This is a genomic window from Kerstersia sp. (assembly GCF_052103615.1).
Taxonomy (GTDB): domain Bacteria; phylum Pseudomonadota; class Gammaproteobacteria; order Burkholderiales; family Burkholderiaceae_B; genus Kerstersia.
In genome coordinates this window covers 1-18,430 of the sequence record NZ_JBQEKA010000001.1, presented here as the reverse complement: position 1 = coordinate 18,430, position 18,430 = coordinate 1, and the positions used below count along the sequence as shown (strand labels likewise).

At 61.2% G+C, this 18,430-nt stretch carries 14 protein-coding genes; all 14 read left to right on the top strand.

Annotated elements, in window-relative coordinates:
* Window positions 1-10: 10 nt before the first annotated feature.
* The 14 genes from ACTJGZ_RS00070 (at window position 11) to acuR (ending at window position 18,305) form a co-directional block, all read left to right on the top strand.
* Window positions 11-2,560: a fimbria/pilus outer membrane usher protein gene (locus ACTJGZ_RS00070; RefSeq protein WP_441660918.1), complete on the top strand. Its 2,550-nt coding sequence runs from the start codon at window positions 11-13 to the stop codon at window positions 2,558-2,560.
* Between the two features lie 104 nt (window positions 2,561-2,664).
* A complete protein-coding gene (locus ACTJGZ_RS00065) occupies window positions 2,665-3,669 on the top strand; it encodes a fimbrial protein (RefSeq protein WP_441660917.1) in 1,005 nt (334 codons plus the stop codon).
* A gap of 165 nt (window positions 3,670-3,834) precedes the next feature.
* The gene (locus ACTJGZ_RS00060; RefSeq protein WP_441660916.1) at window positions 3,835-4,668 is read left to right on the top strand and encodes a LuxR C-terminal-related transcriptional regulator; all 834 of its coding nucleotides are present in this window, start codon (window positions 3,835-3,837) and stop codon (window positions 4,666-4,668) included.
* Between the two features lie 30 nt (window positions 4,669-4,698).
* Window positions 4,699-5,076 carry an acyl carrier protein gene (locus ACTJGZ_RS00055; protein WP_441660915.1) on the top strand — a complete coding sequence of 126 codons (378 nt, stop codon included), beginning with the start codon at window positions 4,699-4,701 and terminating at the stop codon, window positions 5,074-5,076.
* A complete protein-coding gene (locus ACTJGZ_RS00050; protein ID WP_441660914.1) occupies window positions 5,073-6,284 on the top strand; it encodes a beta-ketoacyl-[acyl-carrier-protein] synthase family protein in 1,212 nt (403 codons plus the stop codon). The genes ACTJGZ_RS00055 and ACTJGZ_RS00050 overlap by 4 nt, the downstream gene beginning before the upstream one ends.
* Window positions 6,285-6,444: 160 nt before the next feature.
* Window positions 6,445-7,302 (top strand): archaetidylserine decarboxylase, encoded by an 858-nt coding sequence (asd, locus tag ACTJGZ_RS00045; protein WP_441660913.1) that lies wholly within the window; start codon window positions 6,445-6,447, stop codon window positions 7,300-7,302.
* Window positions 7,303-7,571: 269 nt separating this feature from the next.
* Entirely contained in the window at window positions 7,572-10,091 is a 2,520-nt protein-coding gene (locus ACTJGZ_RS00040; protein WP_441660912.1) for an isoleucine--tRNA ligase, read from the top strand.
* A 283-nt stretch (window positions 10,092-10,374) separates the two neighbouring features.
* Window positions 10,375-11,379 (top strand): MDR family oxidoreductase, encoded by a 1,005-nt coding sequence (locus tag ACTJGZ_RS00035; protein ID WP_441660911.1) that lies wholly within the window; start codon window positions 10,375-10,377, stop codon window positions 11,377-11,379.
* A 64-nt stretch (window positions 11,380-11,443) separates the two neighbouring features.
* Window positions 11,444-12,280 carry an enoyl-CoA hydratase/isomerase family protein gene (locus ACTJGZ_RS00030; protein ID WP_441660910.1) on the top strand — a complete coding sequence of 279 codons (837 nt, stop codon included), beginning with the start codon at window positions 11,444-11,446 and terminating at the stop codon, window positions 12,278-12,280.
* A gap of 42 nt (window positions 12,281-12,322) precedes the next feature.
* On the top strand, window positions 12,323-13,936 hold the full coding sequence (locus ACTJGZ_RS00025) for a long-chain-fatty-acid--CoA ligase (protein WP_441660909.1): 1,614 nt from the start codon (window positions 12,323-12,325) through the stop codon (window positions 13,934-13,936).
* Window positions 13,937-13,989: 53 nt separating this feature from the next.
* Entirely contained in the window at window positions 13,990-14,550 is a 561-nt protein-coding gene (locus ACTJGZ_RS00020; RefSeq protein WP_441660908.1) for an OsmC family protein, read from the top strand.
* 354 nt (window positions 14,551-14,904) lie between these two features.
* Window positions 14,905-16,329, top strand: a complete 1,425-nt coding sequence (locus ACTJGZ_RS00015) for a TIGR00366 family protein (RefSeq protein ID WP_441660907.1) — start codon at window positions 14,905-14,907, stop codon at window positions 16,327-16,329.
* A gap of 13 nt (window positions 16,330-16,342) precedes the next feature.
* Window positions 16,343-17,575: an MFS transporter gene (locus tag ACTJGZ_RS00010; protein ID WP_441660906.1), complete on the top strand. Its 1,233-nt coding sequence runs from the start codon at window positions 16,343-16,345 to the stop codon at window positions 17,573-17,575.
* A 79-nt stretch (window positions 17,576-17,654) separates the two neighbouring features.
* Window positions 17,655-18,305, top strand: coding sequence for an acrylate utilization transcriptional regulator AcuR (gene acuR, locus ACTJGZ_RS00005; RefSeq protein ID WP_441660905.1), 651 nt, complete (start codon window positions 17,655-17,657; stop codon window positions 18,303-18,305).
* Window positions 18,306-18,430: the final 125 nt, after the last annotated feature.

Here is an 18,430-nt window from a genome sequence, read left to right as displayed (position 1 = left end):
GGAGTCTGCCGTGAGAAAGCAAGTGCGCCTGGCAAGCCCAGGTTGGCTGTTTGCGCCTGTTCAAAGCGTAACGCCCTATATATTTGGTTGTTTGCTGGCGCCGCTGGCCGCCCAGGCAGACCCTGCTGCGCCGCAGGCACAAGGCGCAACGCAGTTCGACAGTGCGTTTTTGCATCGCACGGGCGGGGCCGAAACGGTCGATCTGTCGGTGTTTTCCTTTGCCAACCGGGTGTTGCCTGGCGTGCATGTCGTTATGCTGGAACTCAATCGCCGTGAGATCGGGCAGCGTGAAGTGTTGTTCCGGGCGCAGCAGGGCAGCGATGACGCGCAGCCTTGTATCACCAAAGCGCTGCTGGAAGAGCTGGGCTTCGCCGTGGCTGCTTTCCCTTCGGTGGAAGCCATGGCGGCGGACGACTGTGTCGATCTTGCTTCTGTCCTGCCGGACACCTCGGTGGTCTATCGGGTGGAAGACAATCTGCTGGCAATCAGCATTCCCCAGGCGGCCTTGCCGCGTGAGCCCCGCGGCTACGTTTCCCCGTCCCTCTGGAATCCGGGTGAGAACGTGTTCTGGACTTCCTACCGTGTGAATTACCAGCACGGCAAGAACAAGGGCGATTGGGGGGACAATACTTTCAATTCCACGTTTGCTTCAGTCCGCAGCGGCCTCAATCTCGGCGCCTGGCGTGTCCGCGCTCTGATGAACTATTACCACAGCAACGGGGAAGGCCACTTCGACATGAGCGAGGTCTATGCCGAGCGCGATATTACGCCGTGGATGGCGCGAGTGCGCTTGGGCGATAGCGTGACGCCGTCCTCGGCTTTTGGCTCCACGCGTTTTCGCGGGGTTCAGGTATTTTCCGATGAGGGCATGCGGCCGGACAGCCAGCGCGGCTATGCGCCTACTGTGCATGGCATGGCATCCAGCAATGCGCGCGTGACCATCCGGCAGAACGGTTTCGTGGTTTATACGGCGTTTGTACCGCCAGGGCCTTTTGTTATCAGCGATTTGTATTCCACGACAGGCGGGGGCGACCTGGAGGTTGAAGTACAGGAAGCCGATGGCCAGATTTCACGTTATATCCAGCCCTATGCCAGTGTGCCGGATATGGTGCGTGAAGGTGTCTGGAACTACAGCGTTCTGGCAGGTGAATACCGGCATGGCGTGGGCAACTCGGAACGTCCCTGGATGGCGCAGGGAACTTTTGGGTATGGCTTGTTGAGCGGTGTGACGGTCTATGGGGGCTGGAGCAGCGCCAAGCGCTATAACGCCGGCTCCATGGGGCTGGCATTCAACCTGGAAGACATGGGGGCCATTTCTTCGGACTTCACGCATGCGCGCTCTGAAGTCCTGCGCAGCGAAACGCATAGCGGCAATGCCTTCCGGCTGCAGTATTCGAAAATCGTGGCCAGCACCGGGACCGATATCCGTATGATCGGCTACCGCTATACCTCATCCGGCTATCGCAGTTTGAACGATGCCATGCAGGAAAAAATCAGCTGGCGGCCCGATTATTACTATGGCGCGCGGCGCTCGCAGGAATACCAGTTGTCCATCGGCCAGAATCTTGGTTCCTATGGGCACTTCAGTGTGAACGCTTACCGCACCAGTTTCCATAATTTGTCGGGCCACAGCACGACTTTCCGGTTCGGGTATGGCGGGGCCTACCGCGATATCTCGTATTACCTTTCTTACGATCTGCAGAAAGATCCCTGGCAGAAGCGCAGTAACCAGGTCATGTTGCAGCTGACGATTCCGTTCGCCAGCGGGATGCATACGGCGGGCTATTCGTTGGCGCATAGCTCGGGGAATGGCGGCGTGCAGCAGCAGGCTTCTCTCAACGGCGTGCTGACGGATGATTTCTCGACGTCGTATTCGGTCAGAGCAGGGATAGGGCGTGATGACGGCCATTTCCGCCATGACGGCTATGGGTCGATTTCTCATTCCGGTCCGGTGGGCGCAGTGAACGTCAGCCATGGTTACAGTCACAATTCTTCGACCTCGCAAGTGGAAGTCAGCGGCGCTTTCCTGGCGGACAGCAAGGGCATTCTGCTGGGGCAATCCATGAATGAAACGGCTGTGATCGTGGATGCCAAGGGCGCTGCCGGTGTTGTGGTAGAGAACTATCCGGGCGTGAAGACCAATGGGGCGGGACGGGCCTTGCTGCCCTATGCCACGCCCTATCGGGAAAACCGCATTTCACTGGAACCCGGTTATCGCGCAGAAGATGTGGTGCTGCGGCAGAACGTTCAGACGGTGGTGCCCACTGCCGGCGCGGTGGTCGTGGCCGAATTCGATACCGAAGAAGGCAAGACATTGCTGCTGGCATTGAGAACCGCGGAGGGAGTGGTGCCGTTCGGCGCGATGTTGTTGAAATCCGATGGTGATCAGATCGGGATTGTCGGGCCGGTAGGCCGGACCTGGCTGACGGGCCTGCGTGAAACGACGCCACTGACGGTGAAATGGGGCAATGCTGAGCATCAGCAATGTCATGTCGTCGTGGAAATCAGCGATGCGGAGCCCACGGATGCACTCAAGCCCAAGGAGTTGCTATGCGAGTAAGACGTTCCCGTGCCCAGTGGCGGGCACATTCCTTTCCAGTCGGTTGCCTGATTCTTGCTTTGTTCGGCACCAGTCTGGCCACAGAGCCAGCCCAGGCGGGGCCTATGGATACACGCGCGGCCCCGACAAAATGCCAGATGAATGTCAACAACTCGACCGCCTATAAAGCGTCATTGTTTGATCTGAAATTCAATGCTGATACCTCTTTGACGGTATCGGAAAGTGCTCAGGTCGGAGCGGTTCTGGCGAGGTATTTTTTGTCATTGCCTACCATTCAGGACCGCACGGTGGTGCCTTTGGGGCACTGCCCGCCCGGCACAATTGAAATATTTGAAATGTCGCGCGGCACACCGGTTTCTGTTCCGGGTTTGACTGACGTGTATTCGACAAGCGTGGCGGGTGTCGGGTATCAGGTCAGCTATCCAGGAGAGAACCTCAACTTCGGGCCAAAAACCTACATCAACACCTATCTGGATGGCTTTCTGTATTGGCCGCCAGGGACGTTGAGCATCATGCAGTTGGTGAAAACAGGGCCGATTACAGGGGGCACGATTGCCGCTGGAGTCTATGGCAATGTCCGCGTGACGGGCACAGGCATTACATCGAATATGACCATCCCGCAGCTATTGCGGGTGGGCTTGGCGCAAACGATCCGTATTTCCATGCCGACCTGCTCATTCTTGCCTGAGGATCGGGCGAAGACATTTCAGTTGCAGCCGGTCAATAAAGACCGTTTCACTGGTATCGGGTCCCAGATGTATCCCAAGGAATTTAGCGTATCAGCGCGGTGTGCTGGAGGCAGTGCCCGGCCCAATGTGCGTTTTACGGCGACATCCGGTGTGGTCAGCGGCTCGGACGGCGTATTGGCATTGACAGCGGATTCGACGGCCAAAGGGGTTGGGGTGTTTCTGAAACGGCGGGATCCTAATGGCCAGTATGTCCCCGTTAAGTTTGATGGCGGCATGGTCGCTATGGGTGTTGGGCAGGGACAAGTCAGCGGAAGCTATGTCTGGCGCCTGGATATGCAGGCGGGTTATCAGCAGACGTCCAATCCGGTGGAGGAAGGTTCCGTCAAATCCTTAGTGACTCTCGCAGTTACTTACAATTGAGGCGTGACAAAGTGTATGTTTTGCAAATTCTGGCAAGTGGACATAGATATACTTAATTCACACTTATTAATTATTTGCTGAGTCATCCGCGGGATATTGCGGCAATGTTTTTGTCGCATTGATTAGGCAATAATTTATAAGGCTCTGTATATCCACTTTATATTCATGGTCTTTTGGATTCAGTGGAAAAAGGCGCTTTTCTTCCAGGAGAATCATTCCGGTGTTCTGACCGCCGGCGCCGTAAATGTGTGTCTCCATGCGGCTTGTCAAGGGATGAACCTGGGCAGGGAGACTCTTTTAACAGCACGTGATTGCCATACGGGAGTTGAGATGTTAGTGACTCGCATAGCCGTTGCTGACGAGTATCAGATTGTTCTGACTGCACTGGTTGATTATTTGAGTGTATGTGGCGGTTTCATTCTGTGCCATCAATCTGATTCAAGTGAAAAACTATTTGAAAACCTAAAGAATGATCCGTGTGAAGTGATTGTTACGGATTTTTACCTTGGTGATTCCAATGGGCCGGAAGGTTTGCAATTAATTGATGGGCTGCGCAAGAACTGGCCCAGCGCCAAAATTGTGCTATTCACTGCCATGAGTAATCCGTCCGTGTTGCGGCGGGTAGTCAGAATGGGGGTGCAGGCTATTGTCAGCAAGCGCGATTCCGTCGCGGAATTGCGTGAAGCCCTGAATTACCGCCGCCGCCTGCAAGGCCCTTATCTGTCATCGTCGGTGCAATACATCACGGCCGATAGCGGTGGCGCGCAGGATGGTTTGCGCGATGCGGCGCTGACGCGCCGGGAAGTCGAAGTCTTGCGCTTTGTCGGCGAAGGCGTGCGCCTGGTTCATATTGCCAGCCGCCTGGGGGTGTCGGTCAGCACGATCGCCACACATAAAGCCAACATCATGAGAAAGCTGGGCGTGGAAAGCGACCTGGTGCTGGCGCAGTACGCGCAGCAGTGTGGGATTGCGGATCAGCGCAGCCCGTGCCGGATCTGAAGCTCTGAGTGATTTACCGGGGAGGTCGAGATGGTGGCAATAGCAATAGAAAACACGCCCGAGGTGCGCGAGCGCCTGGCACGGATTATTGCTGAAACGTGTCGTTGCGATGCCGAGCCTTTGCTGGAGGGCATGCCGTTTGCTTCGGTGATCGAACAGTTCGATTCATTGGCCATGCTGGAAATCCTGTTGGCCATCGAGACGGAACTGGGGGTCGATTCCGAATCCCTGATGCGGCGCGCAGATAGCGAGACCGTCAATCTGGAGGAAACATTTCCCGAGGATTTGAGCAGCCTGATTCAGTTGATGAAAGTGGTTCTGGACAACAACCCTGGGGCGCAGAGTGCTGTGCTGCAGAAACCAGAACAAGCGAAGGCAAAAACGGTGATGGAGGCCAGTGCTCAATGAAACGACGCGTGGTTGTGACGGCGATTGGTATGGCGTCGCCGGTGGGCGATACGGCACAGGCTGCCTTTGAGGCGCTGGTGCGCGCCCAGTGCGGCGTTGCTCCCTATCCGGATGGGTCCTTGAACCGCGAGGTGGGCTTTGTGCACACCGATGTCGATATCGGCCTGCCCGGCAATCAATCCCTCATGCTGGACCGGGTATCCACGCTGGCCATGTATGCGGCGCGGCAGGCCTTGGAGCAAGGGGGGCTGGAGGCGCGGGAGCAGACAAACTGCGGGGTCTTTGTCGGAACTGGGATCGGGGGCGTTTCCGCGCTGTGTGACGCGGTGGCCGGTTTTTATAATGTCATCAAGAAAAAAATTCAGCTGGTGATTCCCGCGGCGATGCCGAATGCGCCCGCTGCGCATATTGCTCAACGCATGGTTTCGACACAGGAAGCGCAGACCTACGCAACCGCATGCACTGCGGGCGCGGTTGCCATCGGTGAAGCTTTCCGCCGCATTCGTGATGGCTATCTGGACGTTGCCGTGGCGGGAGGAACAGAAGCCATGTTGCGGCCGGAATTGTTGCAGGCCTGGGGGCAGTTGCAGGTTCTGTGCGTGGACGCGGAAAAGTCGGAACAGGGCGGGTGCCGGCCGTTCAGCAAAGGCCGTACCGGATTTGCGCTGGGGGAAGGGGCCGCGATGATGCTGATCGAATCCTACGAGCACGCTTTGGCGCGCGGGGCCACGCCGATTGCCGAGATTTGCGGTTATGGCGTCAGCAATGACGGCACGCATGCCTTGCGTCCCAATCACGAGGGCCAGGCCCTGGCAATTCAGCGGGCGCTGGATGATGCGCGTCTGCCGCTGGCCGATGTGCGTTACATCAATGCGCATGCCACCGGCACCATGACTGGCGACCGTGTCGAAACGCGGGCGATCCGGCATGTGTTTGGCAGTCATGCCGATTCCTTGGCTGTCAGCAGCATCAAGGGTGCGATAGGCCACCTGATCGGCGCTGGCGGTGCAGTGGAAGCGGCGGTCACGGCAATGTCACTGCAAAAGCAGGTGTTGGCGCCCACCTTGAAATACGAGGCGGGTGACCCCGAGTGTGATCTGGATTATGTGCCTAATGTCGCGCGCAATGTGCACGGCCTGGGGGCAGCATTGAGCAATTCGTTCGGGATGGGCGGCAATAATGCCGTGCTGGCGTTTGCCGCCATCTGAGAACTGAAAAAGGGTTGTTATAGGGTGTTCAGCCGGCTGCGCCTCGGGCGCGCCGGCTGTTTTTTTCCTGTCCTGGCAGGCAGTTGCCACATCGGCGCGGGAAACACGGTATTCTCCCTGCTTCCGTGTTCTCCGCCACTGTTGCGGACCTCCCGTCTCCATGTCTATCAAACCTTCCATCCTGCTCCAGCATCTGGCGCCCAAACTGTTGTTGACGCGCTTTGCCGGCTTTATGGCTGATTGCCGCACGCCCTGGTTGGCGCAGTATCTGATCCGGTCTTTTGTGCGCAAGTATCAGGTCAATCTGGGCGAAGCCTTGCTCTCTGACCCAGCGCAATTCGGCAGTTTCAATGAGTTCTTCACGCGCGAGCTCAAACCGGGCGCACGGCCCTTGGCCAATGCTGACTGGATCTGTCCGGTCGATGGCAAGGTCAGCCAGTTCGGGCCGCTGCGCGAAGGGCGTTTGATTCAGGCCAAGGGGCAGGAATATACGGCGGCGGCATTGCTGGGGGATGCGGCCTTGGCGGAACAGTTCCAGGGCGGGCATTTCGCCACCTTGTACCTCAGCCCGCGTGACTACCATCGTATTCACATGCCATGCGCCGGAAAGCTGCTGGGGATGCGGCACATTCCTGGCGAGCTGTTTTCTGTCAATCCGGTCGTCGTGGAAGGAATACCGGGCCTCTTTGCGCGCAATGAGCGCCTGGTGTGCTGGTTCGAACATCCTGAGCACGGGGTTTTCGTGCTGGTGCTGGTGGGCGCCGCGATTGTGGGCAGTATCGCCACGACCTGGCACGGCCTGGTCACGCCGCCGAGGCGGCGCGAAGCGCGTGAATGGCGCTATGGCGGCGCGGGACAAGCGCAGGCCGCGCAATTTGAAACCGGCCAGGAAATGGGGCGCTTTCAGCTGGGTTCGACGGTGGTGGCTTTGTTGCCCCCGGGGGATTGGCGCTTCAACCCGCAATGGCAGGAAGGCAGTGCCATCCGCCTGGGTGAAACCATGGCAAACCTGACCTGAGCGCTGGTGTCTGGCAGTTGCTCTGCGCCATCTGGCGGGCGCAGCTTGCTGGCGGTCAGGGTGCGTGCTAGAGTAAATAAACCAATTTCATCATCAGGCTAGAGGTTCCAGCCGTGTCCAGAGTTCCGTTCATCGTGATTATTCGCACCTCCGCTGCCATTGGGCACCGGGGGCGAATTACGTTGGGCGTTTGAGCCCCGCCTTCGCACCTCACCTCCCAAGGGCAGCGTACAGAACGCTGCCCTTTTTGCTTTTCTGGACATGGCAATATGTACAAATTGAACCTTTTCAAACACGGGCTGCCGCTCAATGCGGTGCATACCGACAAATCCGCCTATTTGCAGCGCTGGCGCCTTCCTGCTGTGGTGCGTGATCTGCACCGGGAACAGGCGGGCCGCCCTTTGTTCCTGCTGCATGACGGCCCGCCTTATGCCAATGGCTCCTTGCATTTGGGTCACGCCGTGAATAAAGGCCTGAAAGATACGGTCGTGAAATTCAAGCGCTTGCAGGGCTGCTTCGCGCCCTATGTGCCGGGCTTTGACTGCCATGGCTTGCCTGTCGAGCTGGAGGTTGAGCGGCAGGGGCAGCGCAAGGAGCAGCCGCTTGCCTTTGTGGCAGCGTGCCGCGCCTATGCGCAGTCACAGGTGGACTTGCAGACTGCGCAGTTCCAGGCGTTGGGCGTCGCGGCGGATTGGGATCAGCGCTACCTGACCATGGACCCTGCCTTCGAAGCGGGTGCCGCGCAATGGTTCCAGCGTTTGCCTGGCGTGGTGCAGCGCCTGCGGCCGGTGCATTGGTGCCCGGCGTGCGGTTCCTCTCTGGCGGAAGCCGAGGTGGAGTATCAGACCAAAGTGGGGGATAGCCTGGTCGTGTTGTTTCCGGTCGAGGGGGAAACGTCGGTCTTTCTGGAGGTCTGGACCACCACGCCGTACACCCTGCCTGCGAACAAAGCGGTGGCCTATCACCCGGCGCTGGAATATGTCGCGGTGCAGGTTGGCGGCCGGACGCATGTGCGGGTGCGCCGGCCCGATGAGCCAGATTTGCCCGTGTTCCCGCTGGCAGGGCGCGAGGTGCGCAGCCCTTATACCGGGCAGACCGTGCCAGTTTTGCCGGCGGATTTCGTCAGCCGCGCGGGGACCGGGCTGGTGCATATGGCGCCGGCATTCGGTATGGATGATTTCCGCGTATGTGAACAATACGGCCTGGAGGCCGAGCCATTTCTGGATGAAGCAGGCCGTTTCATGAATGAAGAGATGGCGGGCATGACGCTGGCGCAAGCGCGCGATCATGTGCTGGAACGGGTGGCCGCGCTGGTGGTGACGCTCGATACGCTGGAGCATGAATATCCGCATTGCTGGCGTCACAAAACACCGGTTTTCTTCAGAGCGTCGGAGGAGTGGTTTCTGGACTTGACGCAAACACGGGAACGCGCGTTGCAAGCCTTGGCGTCTGTCAATTTTGTGCCGGCCACAGGCAGGGAACGGTTGAGCAGCATGTTGCAGGGGAGGGGAGCCTGGTGTGTGTCGCGCAATCGTTTGTGGGGGACGCCGCTGGCGGATCCGGAAAACCCGGATGACCAGCGCTTGCTGGCGCGTGTCGCGCAGGAAGGCGTGGCTGCCTGGCAAAGCGAGGGGCCGCGCCGGACGCTGGATGTCTGGTTCGATAGCGGCGTCACGCATCAGTTGGTGCTGATGCAGCGTTTCGGGCGTATGGCGGACGTGTATCTGGAAGGGGCAGACCAGCACCGGGGCTGGTTCCAGTCGTCGTTGCTGACCTGCGCAGCCCATAGCGGGGCGGCGCCTTACGCGCAGGTTGTGACACATGGGTTTGTGGTGGATGGCCAGGGCCAGAAATTCTCCAAATCCAACAAGAACTATCAGCCGCTGGATCAGTTGCTGCAAACGCTCAGCCCCGATGTGTTGCGCCTCTGGACCTTGCAGCAGGACTTTACGCGGGAGCTGAAGTTTTCGCCGGAAGCGGTGGCATTGACTCAGGAGCGCTATCGTAAGTTGCGCAATACCATGCGTTTTTGCCTGCAGAATTTGCAGGACTTCGATTGGCAGCCAGTGTCTTTGCATCATCCGCTGGACTGGGCGCAAGTGGCATTGTTGCGCCGCTTGCAGACACGGGTGTGCGTAGCGGCGGAACAGTACGATTTTGCGGCGGCGGTCGCGCATCTGCTGCATTTTGCCGAAGAGACCTCCAGCCATTATTTTCCTGCCATCAAGGATGCCCTGTATTGTGAGCGCGCTGAGGCGCCGCGCCGGCGCCAGGTGCAGCAGGTCTTGGCCTGGCAGGTGCGCCTGCTGGTGCGTTTATTGGCGCCGGTTCTGGCTTTTTCCAGCGAGGAGGTGTTTCAGTACCTGCGCGAAGCGGGCGCGGAAAGCCATGAAAGCGTGTTGCAGGCGACTTTGCAGGAGGTGCTTTTGCCTGAGGACGTTCAGGCACATGAACGCCTGGCTGCCTATGAGGAAGCCTTGGGGCTCAAGGCCGCCTTGTATCGCTGGGTGGAGACGCAACGGGAGGCCGGCGTGAAGTCCGCCGCGCAAGTGGAAGTGACCGTGCCGCAGGCAGTGGTGCGGCGGGCTGGAGCGATACTGGAAGTCTTGGCAGCGGCAGCGGTGCAGGCCGTGCCCGATCGGCAGGAGCAGGCAGCGCCGGACTTCCGGCCTACGCGCTGGCTGGCATGCCCGTGCTGCCGGCGGCATGATCCCGCTGTGACCACAAGCCTGTGCCCGCGTTGCCTGGAGGTGCAGGCGGAGGCTTGGGCCCAAGCCGGGGCAAAATAGCCAGGGACGGGCCCAGCAGCAAGCTAGGCCCGTCTTCCCGCCGGGAGCGATCGCCGGATTTTCCTCTCGTTTGCGTACAAACCCTGTGGTGCGCTGGCTTGACAGCTTTTTTTCTCATCAATATAGTTGACTGGTCGTCTAGTAAAAAGAAGTGCATGTCTGGCTGCAGGGGCTGTCATGCTGCTTCGGTCACGGCCGACGCTGGTTCTGTGCATGTGCCGGAGTCTTCATTCAACAGGCAGTCATTGCGCCCTCAGCCGGGGGTTTCATACAAGGAGTCAATATGTCCATCGAACGCTTTCGTGCCATGGTTCTCAGGGAAGAAGAGGGCAAGACCCGCGCCGCTGTTGAGCAGCTGGGGCGGGATGCTCTGCCGGCCGAAGATACGCTGGTGAAAGTCGAGTATTCCACCGTCAATTTCAAGGATGCGCTGGCGGTGACGGGGCGCGGCAAGATTGTGCGCAGTTGGCCCCTGGTGCCGGGGATCGACCTGGCGGGCGAGGTTGTGGAATCCAGCAACCCGGCACTGCGGCCAGGCATGAAAGTGGTGCTGACAGGCTGGAGCGTGGGGGAGAAGTACTGGGGCGGCTATTCCCAATATCAGCGTGTCAAAAGCGAGTGGCTGGTGCCTTTGCCTGATGGCCTGAGCACGCGGCAGGCCATGATGGTGGGGACGGCTGGCTTTACCGCCATGCTGTGCGTCAATGCGCTGGAAGAGGCAGGCGTGACGCCGGAGCGCGGCACGGTGCTGGTGACAGGCGCGGCGGGCGGCGTGGGAAGCGTGGCGACCGCCATTTTGCACAAACTGGGCTACACGGTAACGGCGCTGACCGGCAACCCGGCCAAGCATGACTATGTGAAGAAACTGGGCGCGGCCGATTTTGCGGACGGGCCGCAATGGGCCGAGGCAGCCCGGCCGCTGGAAGGCCAACGCTGGGCGGCGGCGATAGATACGGTGGGGTCCAAGGTGCTGGCGCGGGTGCTGGCGGAAATGCACTACGGCGGGGTGGTGGCGGCGTGCGGCCTGGCGGGCGGCGCGGACCTGCCGACGACGGTGATGCCCTTCATCCTGCGCAATGTCAGCCTGCTGGGCATGGATTCAGTGATGCAGCCCACCGCCAACCGCATTGGCATCTGGAGCCGGGTCGTGGATGACTTGCCGCTGGAAAAGCTGGAAGGCATCACCGCGCGGACGGTGTCGCTCGACGAGGTGGCGCAAGCCTGCGCCGATATGCTGGACGGCAAGCTGCAAGGGCGTGTGCTGGTGGATGTGAACGCGGGCGCTTAGCGCAACCGCAAGACAAGCAGGCAATAAGAAAAAAGCAGGAACCATCAATAGACAGGAGACGATGATGAGTACAGGTGCAGCGGTAGTGCAGATGGAAATGCGCGGTTCGACGGCCTGGCTGACCGTTAACCGGCCAGGCAAGCTGAATGCCTTGTCGTCGGAGGTGGTCAAGACCATGACGGCGCGGATACGCGAGCTGGAAGCCGATGATGCGGTTCGTGTCATTGTGATCACCGGCGCCGGGCGGAATTTTTCCGTGGGTTATGACATTGCCGAGGAAGTGGAGGTCGGCCTGGAACGGGCGGAGGATTGGCATGGCGCCCTGACGCGCAATGTCGGGTTGTCGATGGCGGTGTGGGCATCGACCAAGCCGACCATCGCCGCGGTGGATGGCTGGTGTCTGGCTGGGGCGTGCGAACTGGCCATGGCTTGCGACATGATTGTGGCGACCGACAGGGCGCAGTTCGGGGAGCCGGAAATCCGTTTCGGCTCCGGCCCGGTCACCTTGCTGATGCCTTTTCTGATCGGCCAGAAAAAGACCAACGAACTGCTGTTGACGGGGGATGTCATCGGCGCGGCCGAAGCCGAACGTATCGGCATGATTAACCGGGTGACGGCGCCGGATGCCTTGCAGTCAACGGTGGAGCGCCTGGCTGAACGGATCAGCGTGACACCTCTGGTTACCTTGAGACTGACCAAAATCGCATTGACGCGGGCCTATGAGGCCATGGGGCTGCGCAATGCCGTCAACGCCAATATGGACATGGCGGCCACGCTCAATGCCGCGTATTCCCCTGAGAAAGCCGAGTTCGTGGAGAAGGTCAGCAAGGAAGGCCTGCGCAGCGCCCTGAACTGGCGCGATGCCCGTTACGGCAAGCTGGATGCCGAGACAACGGCCTAGGCGGATGCCGCCGGTGCCACCATCGTGCCAGGGAGAATAACAATGCAATCCACGATGCAACGGCAGCAACTGGGCGTGCCCCGTTTGCTGCGTCATATCACGCGAATTACGGCGCGTTCGCGTGTCTATACGCCGGAGCAACCGGCAGGCATTTCCTTCGGAGAACTGGGCGCCCGCGCGGCGCGCCTGGCCAATGCGCTGGCCCAGCGCGGGGTATCGGCTGGGGCGGTCGTGGGCACGTTGTGCGCAGCGACCCAGGAACACCTGGAAGCGTATCTGGGCGTGCCCGGTTCCGGCCGGGTACTGCACACCATCAACGTCCGCCTGCATGATGAGCAGATCCGTTATGTGATCGAACATGGCGGGGATGAGGTCATCCTGTGCGACAGCGCTCATAGCGCCAGGCTGCCAGTGATTCTGGCGCAATGCCCCAGCGTGCGCCTGGTCGTAATTGTCGGCGCGGGGCAGGAAGCGCTGCCGGTGTTGCCCGGCAAGACGGTCTGCCGCTACGAGGCGTTGCTGGAAAATGCGCCATCGGCCGTGGCCTGGGAGGATGTCGATGAGCATGCCGCGGCCATCATCTGCTACACCGGCGGCACGACAGGCCTGCCCAAAGGCGTGGCCTACAGCCACCGGGCGCTCTGGTTGCAGGCAAATTCATTATGCACGGCCAATTCGCTGGGCATCAGCGCGGCGACCCGTCTGTTGCCAGCCGTGCCGCTCTATCACGTCAATGGCTGGGGCCTGCCCTATGCCGCCCTGATGGCCGGCGCGGAAATCATTCTGCCAGGCCAGACTTTGCATGCCAGGAATTTGCTGGCGTTGATAGAGCGGCATCAGCCGACGCTGGTGGCCGGGGTGCCCACCATCTGGTCCGACGTGCTGGAACTGCTGCGCGAGCGCGGCGCGAACAGCCTGGGGACGGTCAAGACCATCAGCTGTGGCGGGGCGCCCGTGCCCCATACGCTGGTGGCGGCCTATGCCGCGATGGATATCGGCATGTACCAGGCCTGGGGCATGACTGAAACCCTGTCCATGTCTGCCATTTCCCAATTGCCGCCCTGGGCCGTGACGCGGGCCGAGCAGGAGCACTACCGCCGTAAGCAGGGGCGGGTGATGTGCGGCCTGGAAGTCCGCGTGGCGGAAATCGGCGGCGGGGTATTGCCCTGCGATGGCAGCAGTATGGGGGAAATCCAGATACGCGGCCCCTGGGTGACGGCCAGCTATCTGGGCAGCGACGACCAGGAAAACTTTGACGAAGGCTGGTTGCGCACGGGGGATATCGGCACCGTGGACCCGGATGGTTTCGTGGCGTTGTCCGACCGGGCCAAGGATGCCATCAAGTCGGGCGGCGAATGGATTCCTTCCATGGGGCTGGAACAGGCGATTCGCGGCCATCCGGCCATCGAGGATGTGGCCGTCGTGGGGGTGGAGGACCCGCGCTGGCAGGAACGCCCGGCGGCCGTCATCGTCTTTCGCGACGGCCAGGCGGCGAGCGCCGATGAACTGGCGGCATGGCTGGAAACCCAGGTGGCGCGCTGGTGGGTGCCCAATCAGTGGGTCACGACCGAAGAACTGCCGCGCACGCCGGTCGGCAAGATAGACAAGAAACGCATCCGGCAGATGATGCGCGCAGGAGAGTTCCCGCTGTGCTGAACGCCGGCTGGCGATCAGCGGACGCTTCATGATTTTTCCGAGGAGACATACAAGTGAGCAATCAGCCTTATCTCGATGCCCAGGCGCTGGCCGACACCATTGCTGCCGTCAGCGATAACCCGAATCTGGGGCGGGTCACCTTTTCGCTGGAAAGCACTTCCGGCGGCGGCCTGCGCATGCAATCGCAAACCGGCACGCTGCATCAGGCCGGGCAAGCCGACGGCAGCCGGCGCGGGCGCTTCAGCCTGCAATCGGACGAGCCGGTATCGCTGCTGGGAACGGACAGCGCCGTCAGCCCGGCGGAATATGTGCTGCAGGGGCTGGCAGGGTGCTATGGCGTCACGCTGGCGGCCTGCGCGGCCAAGCGCGGCCTGACGCTGCGCAAGATAGACCTGGATCTGGATTTCGATGTCGATCTGAATGGTTTTCTTGGCATAGACCGTGCCGTGCGCCCTGGCGCGCAGGAAATCCGCGTGCAGGTGCGCCTGGATTGCCCGGGCGCCAGCGCGGCCCAATTGCAGGATTTGATGGCGGCGCTGGAGCAGGCTTCGCCTATCCGCGACACCCTGGCCAACCCGGTCAAGGTGACAACCCGCCTGGCTGCGCAGGCGTAGCGTTCTGGTTTGAACCCGTGCCGCAGCAGACGGCCTGCATGGCCGGTGCGGCTGTCGCTTTATCCCGGAGGGATGGCCGGGCGACACGCCGCACCCGGGCTGGAAGCCCGACGATGCCAAGCCTGCAGGCAGGGCGCGGGAATGTGATTGGCGCAGCAGCACCTGCCCGCCGCTCCTGGCGGGCAGGCTAGACATGCGCAGGGCCGCCGCGCCCGGCAGGCATCACCTGCGCATGCCCCTTACAGGCCATCCAGCCTGATCCCGGATTCAACGTCGTTCCATGAAGTATCAGACCAATCAAAAAATAATTCGGCCAGTCCACACTGCAGTGGCGCAGGCTACGGGAGACAAACGATGGGATTTTCCGATTCCAAAACCGCGGCAGAGATGCCCGCGCCCCAATCCAGGGATACCGAAGCTGTCGTCGGCGGCAGCTTCATCCGGCGCCTGACACGGATTTGTGTCAGCGTGGTCGAGCAGATCATGCCCGACCCTTTTGTCATTGCCGTCATCCTGACGGCGGTGACCTGCCTGCTGGCCTACACCATCGTGCCTGGCGGAACGACCTCCACCATACTGACAGGCTGGTACGAGGGCGTCTTCAACATCGCCAGCTTTGCCTTTCTGGTGGCGCTCACGCTGGTGACCGGGCATGCGCTGTCCACTTCCAGGCCGGTGGCGCGGCTGCTGTCCAGCCTGGCGGGCAAAGCCAAGACACGCGCTGGCGCCATGGTGCTGACTTTTTTTGTTTCGCTGGCGGCGTCTTTGCTCAATTGGGCATTCGGCCTGGTCGTGACAGCGCTGTTCGCCCGGGAAGTCGCCAAGCGGGTCAAGGTGGATTTCGCCTGGCTGGTGGCCGCGGCCTATGCGGCCTGGTCGTTTTATGTCTGCGGCATCTCCAGCTCCATCGCCTTGCTGAGCGCCAGCAGCGGCTCGCCCATGAACATCATCGAAAAACACACGGGCGAAGTGCTGTCGATGAAAGCCTTTCTGCTGTCGCCGCTGAATTACCTGCCGCTGTTGCTGCTGGCTATCCTGATTCCGCTGGCGTTCTGGCTGATGATGCCAGGCCCGGACGAAAGCGTGGCTGCCGACCCGGAAAAACTGCGCCGTGAAGATACGGTAGCGGCCGACCCGCCAGCCCCCGCATCCGTAGCGGGCTGGTTGAATCACAGCTGGATCATCAACATCACCATCGTGGGCCTGGGCGTCTGGTACATAGGCATGAAAGTGGCAACCGGCATGTTCCGCATGGACCTCAATATGCTGGTGCTGATCTTCCTGCTGCTGGGCCTGCTGATGCACCTGACGCCGCGCGCTTATCTCAAGGCCATCAATAACGCCGCCCGCGTGGCCGGGCCCATCCTGCTGCAGTTTCCGCTCTATGGCGGCATCATGGGCATCATGACGGCGACTGGCCTGGCCGACTGGATGTCGGAGATCTTTGTGCGCTACTCCGACGGGCAAACTCTGCCGCTCTGGACGTTCCTGTCGTCGCTGATCATCAGCGTCTTTGTGCCCAGCGCAGGAGGCCACTGGATCGTGCAGGCGCCCTTCGCGGTGCCGGCAGCCGTCAGCCTGGGCGTGCCGCAGGCGTCCGTGGCCATCGCCGTGGCGCTGGGGGAGGGGGCGGCGGACATGATCCAGCCGATGTGGGCCATTCCGCTGCTGGCGATTGCCGGTGTCGGGCTGGGCCGGGTCATGGGCTACACGCTGATTATCTTCTTCCTCATGTGCGCGGTGATGGGGGGCGTGCTGTACCTCTATCCGCACGTCTGACAGCGGGGGCAGCATGGGCACCACGCATACGCGCCGTCTTTCGCCCATAGCCGTGATCGTGGTGGCCCAGCTGCTGGGCACCTCCCTGTGGTTCAGCCCGAACAGCGCGGCCGATGACCTGCGCCGCGCCTGGACGCTGGATTACGCCGGGCTGGGCAGCCTGACCAGCGCCGTGCAACTGGGGTTTATCGCGGGCACCTTGCTGCTGGCTGTATCGGGCCTGGCCGACCGCTACCCGGCCAGCCGCATCTTCGCCGTGTCCTGCGTGCTGGGGGCGTTATGCAACGCAGGCTTTGTGCTGGGCAGCCCGACGCTGGCGCATGCCGTGATCTGGCGGGCAGCAGTGGGAATCTGCCTTGCCGGGATCTACCCCCTGGGCATGAAGCTGGTCATTTCCTGGTCGCAAGGGCGCGCAGGGCAGACCCTGGGGCTGCTGGTGGCCATGCTGACCCTGGGCACAGCGCTGCCGCATGGCGTGAGAGCCTTGGGGGCAGACTGGAGCTGGCAGGCGGTGGTGCTGAGCGCTTCCGGCCTGGCGGTGCTGGGCGGCGCTGCCATCGCCCGCCTGGGGGACGGCCCCTTTCTGCCCGCCGGGCAGGCCAGGCGCGCGCTGCGCTGGGGCGCTGCCCTGGCTGTTTTTCGGGGCCCGGCATTCCGGGCCTGCGCGCTGGGCTACTTTGGCCATATGTGGGAACTGTATGCCTTCTGGACAGTAGTCCCCATGCTGGTGGCGGCGCTAGGGGGAATGTATGGCTGGCCTGCTGCCCAGATCGCGGCGGCCAGCTTTACGGTCATTGCAGCCGGGGCCGTGGGGTGCCTGCTGGCTGGCAGGCTCAGCCAGCGCTGGGGCAGCGCCCGGGTCGCCTGGGGGGCCTTGGCTGTTTCGGGCTGCATGTGCGCGCTCTACCCATTTCTGGCGGCAGTCGGGGGCGCGGGGCTGCTAGGGATAGGCCTGCTTATCTGGGGCATGGCCGTCATCGCGGATTCCGCGCAATTCTCCGCGCTGGCGGCAGCCAACTGCCCGCCGCAACAAATAGGCAGCGCGCTGGCCATCATGAACAGCCTGGGCTTTCTGGTGACTGTCATACCCATCAGCCTGGTCACGGCGCAGATCCAGCACTGGGGGGCTGCGGTCGCCTGGCTGCTCTTGCCAGGGCCGGTACTGGGGCTCTTCTTCTTCCGGCAAATCCTCAGAACAAAGCCAGATTCCCGCACTGATATAGACAGGACTAAAGAAACTAGTTGATCAGTCAGCTAAAATTTTCTACCATGAATTTCACAACAGGCTTACACCCGTTGGAGCAGTGTCGTCAGGGAGAAAAACAGTGGCTGCACACACAAACGAAGCCGCCCGCCCGGTACGGGCCAGGCGCGACAACAACAAGCGTGAAGACCTGCTGCGCATAGGCGTAGCCGTCTTCACGGAAAAAGGCTTTCACAACACCCCCATAGACGAACTGGTCGCCGCGGCAGGCGTCCCGAAAGGCTCTTTTGCCTACTACTTCGGCAGCAAAGACGCCTACACCATCGCCGTCATCGAACGCTATGCCGAATACTTCAATAAAAAACTGGACCGCATTCTGAACGACAGCAGCCGCGCGCCCATAGAGCGCATCCGCGCCTTCATGGACGAAGCCGCGGACGGCATGGAACGCTTCACCTTCCGGCGTGGCTGCCTGGTCGGCAACCTCGGCCAGGAACTGGCCGCGCTGGACGAAAACTTCCGCCAGGCCTTGCTCGCCACCGTCCAAGGCTGGCAGCGCCGTATCGCCCACTGCCTGGAAGCCGCCCAGACCGCCGGAGAACTGGCGCCAGACGCCGACATAGAAGGCCTGGCGCGCTTGTTTTGGTACGCCTGGGAAGGGGCAGTGCTAGGCGCCAAACTAGAAAAATCCCGGGCGCCGCTAGACTCAGTGCGGGAAGCGTTTATTGGGCAGCTGCGGGCGCTGGGGCCGGGGAGGGCAGTGGCGGCCTAGGATGGGGGTGAAGGCGAGGGGGATATATCTCTCGCATTAAAGGAAAAGCCAGACGGAAAGACTGAACTGCCCCCCGAAAGTTGGACATAGATCCAACCTTCGGGGTTTTTTACATGACGAAGTAC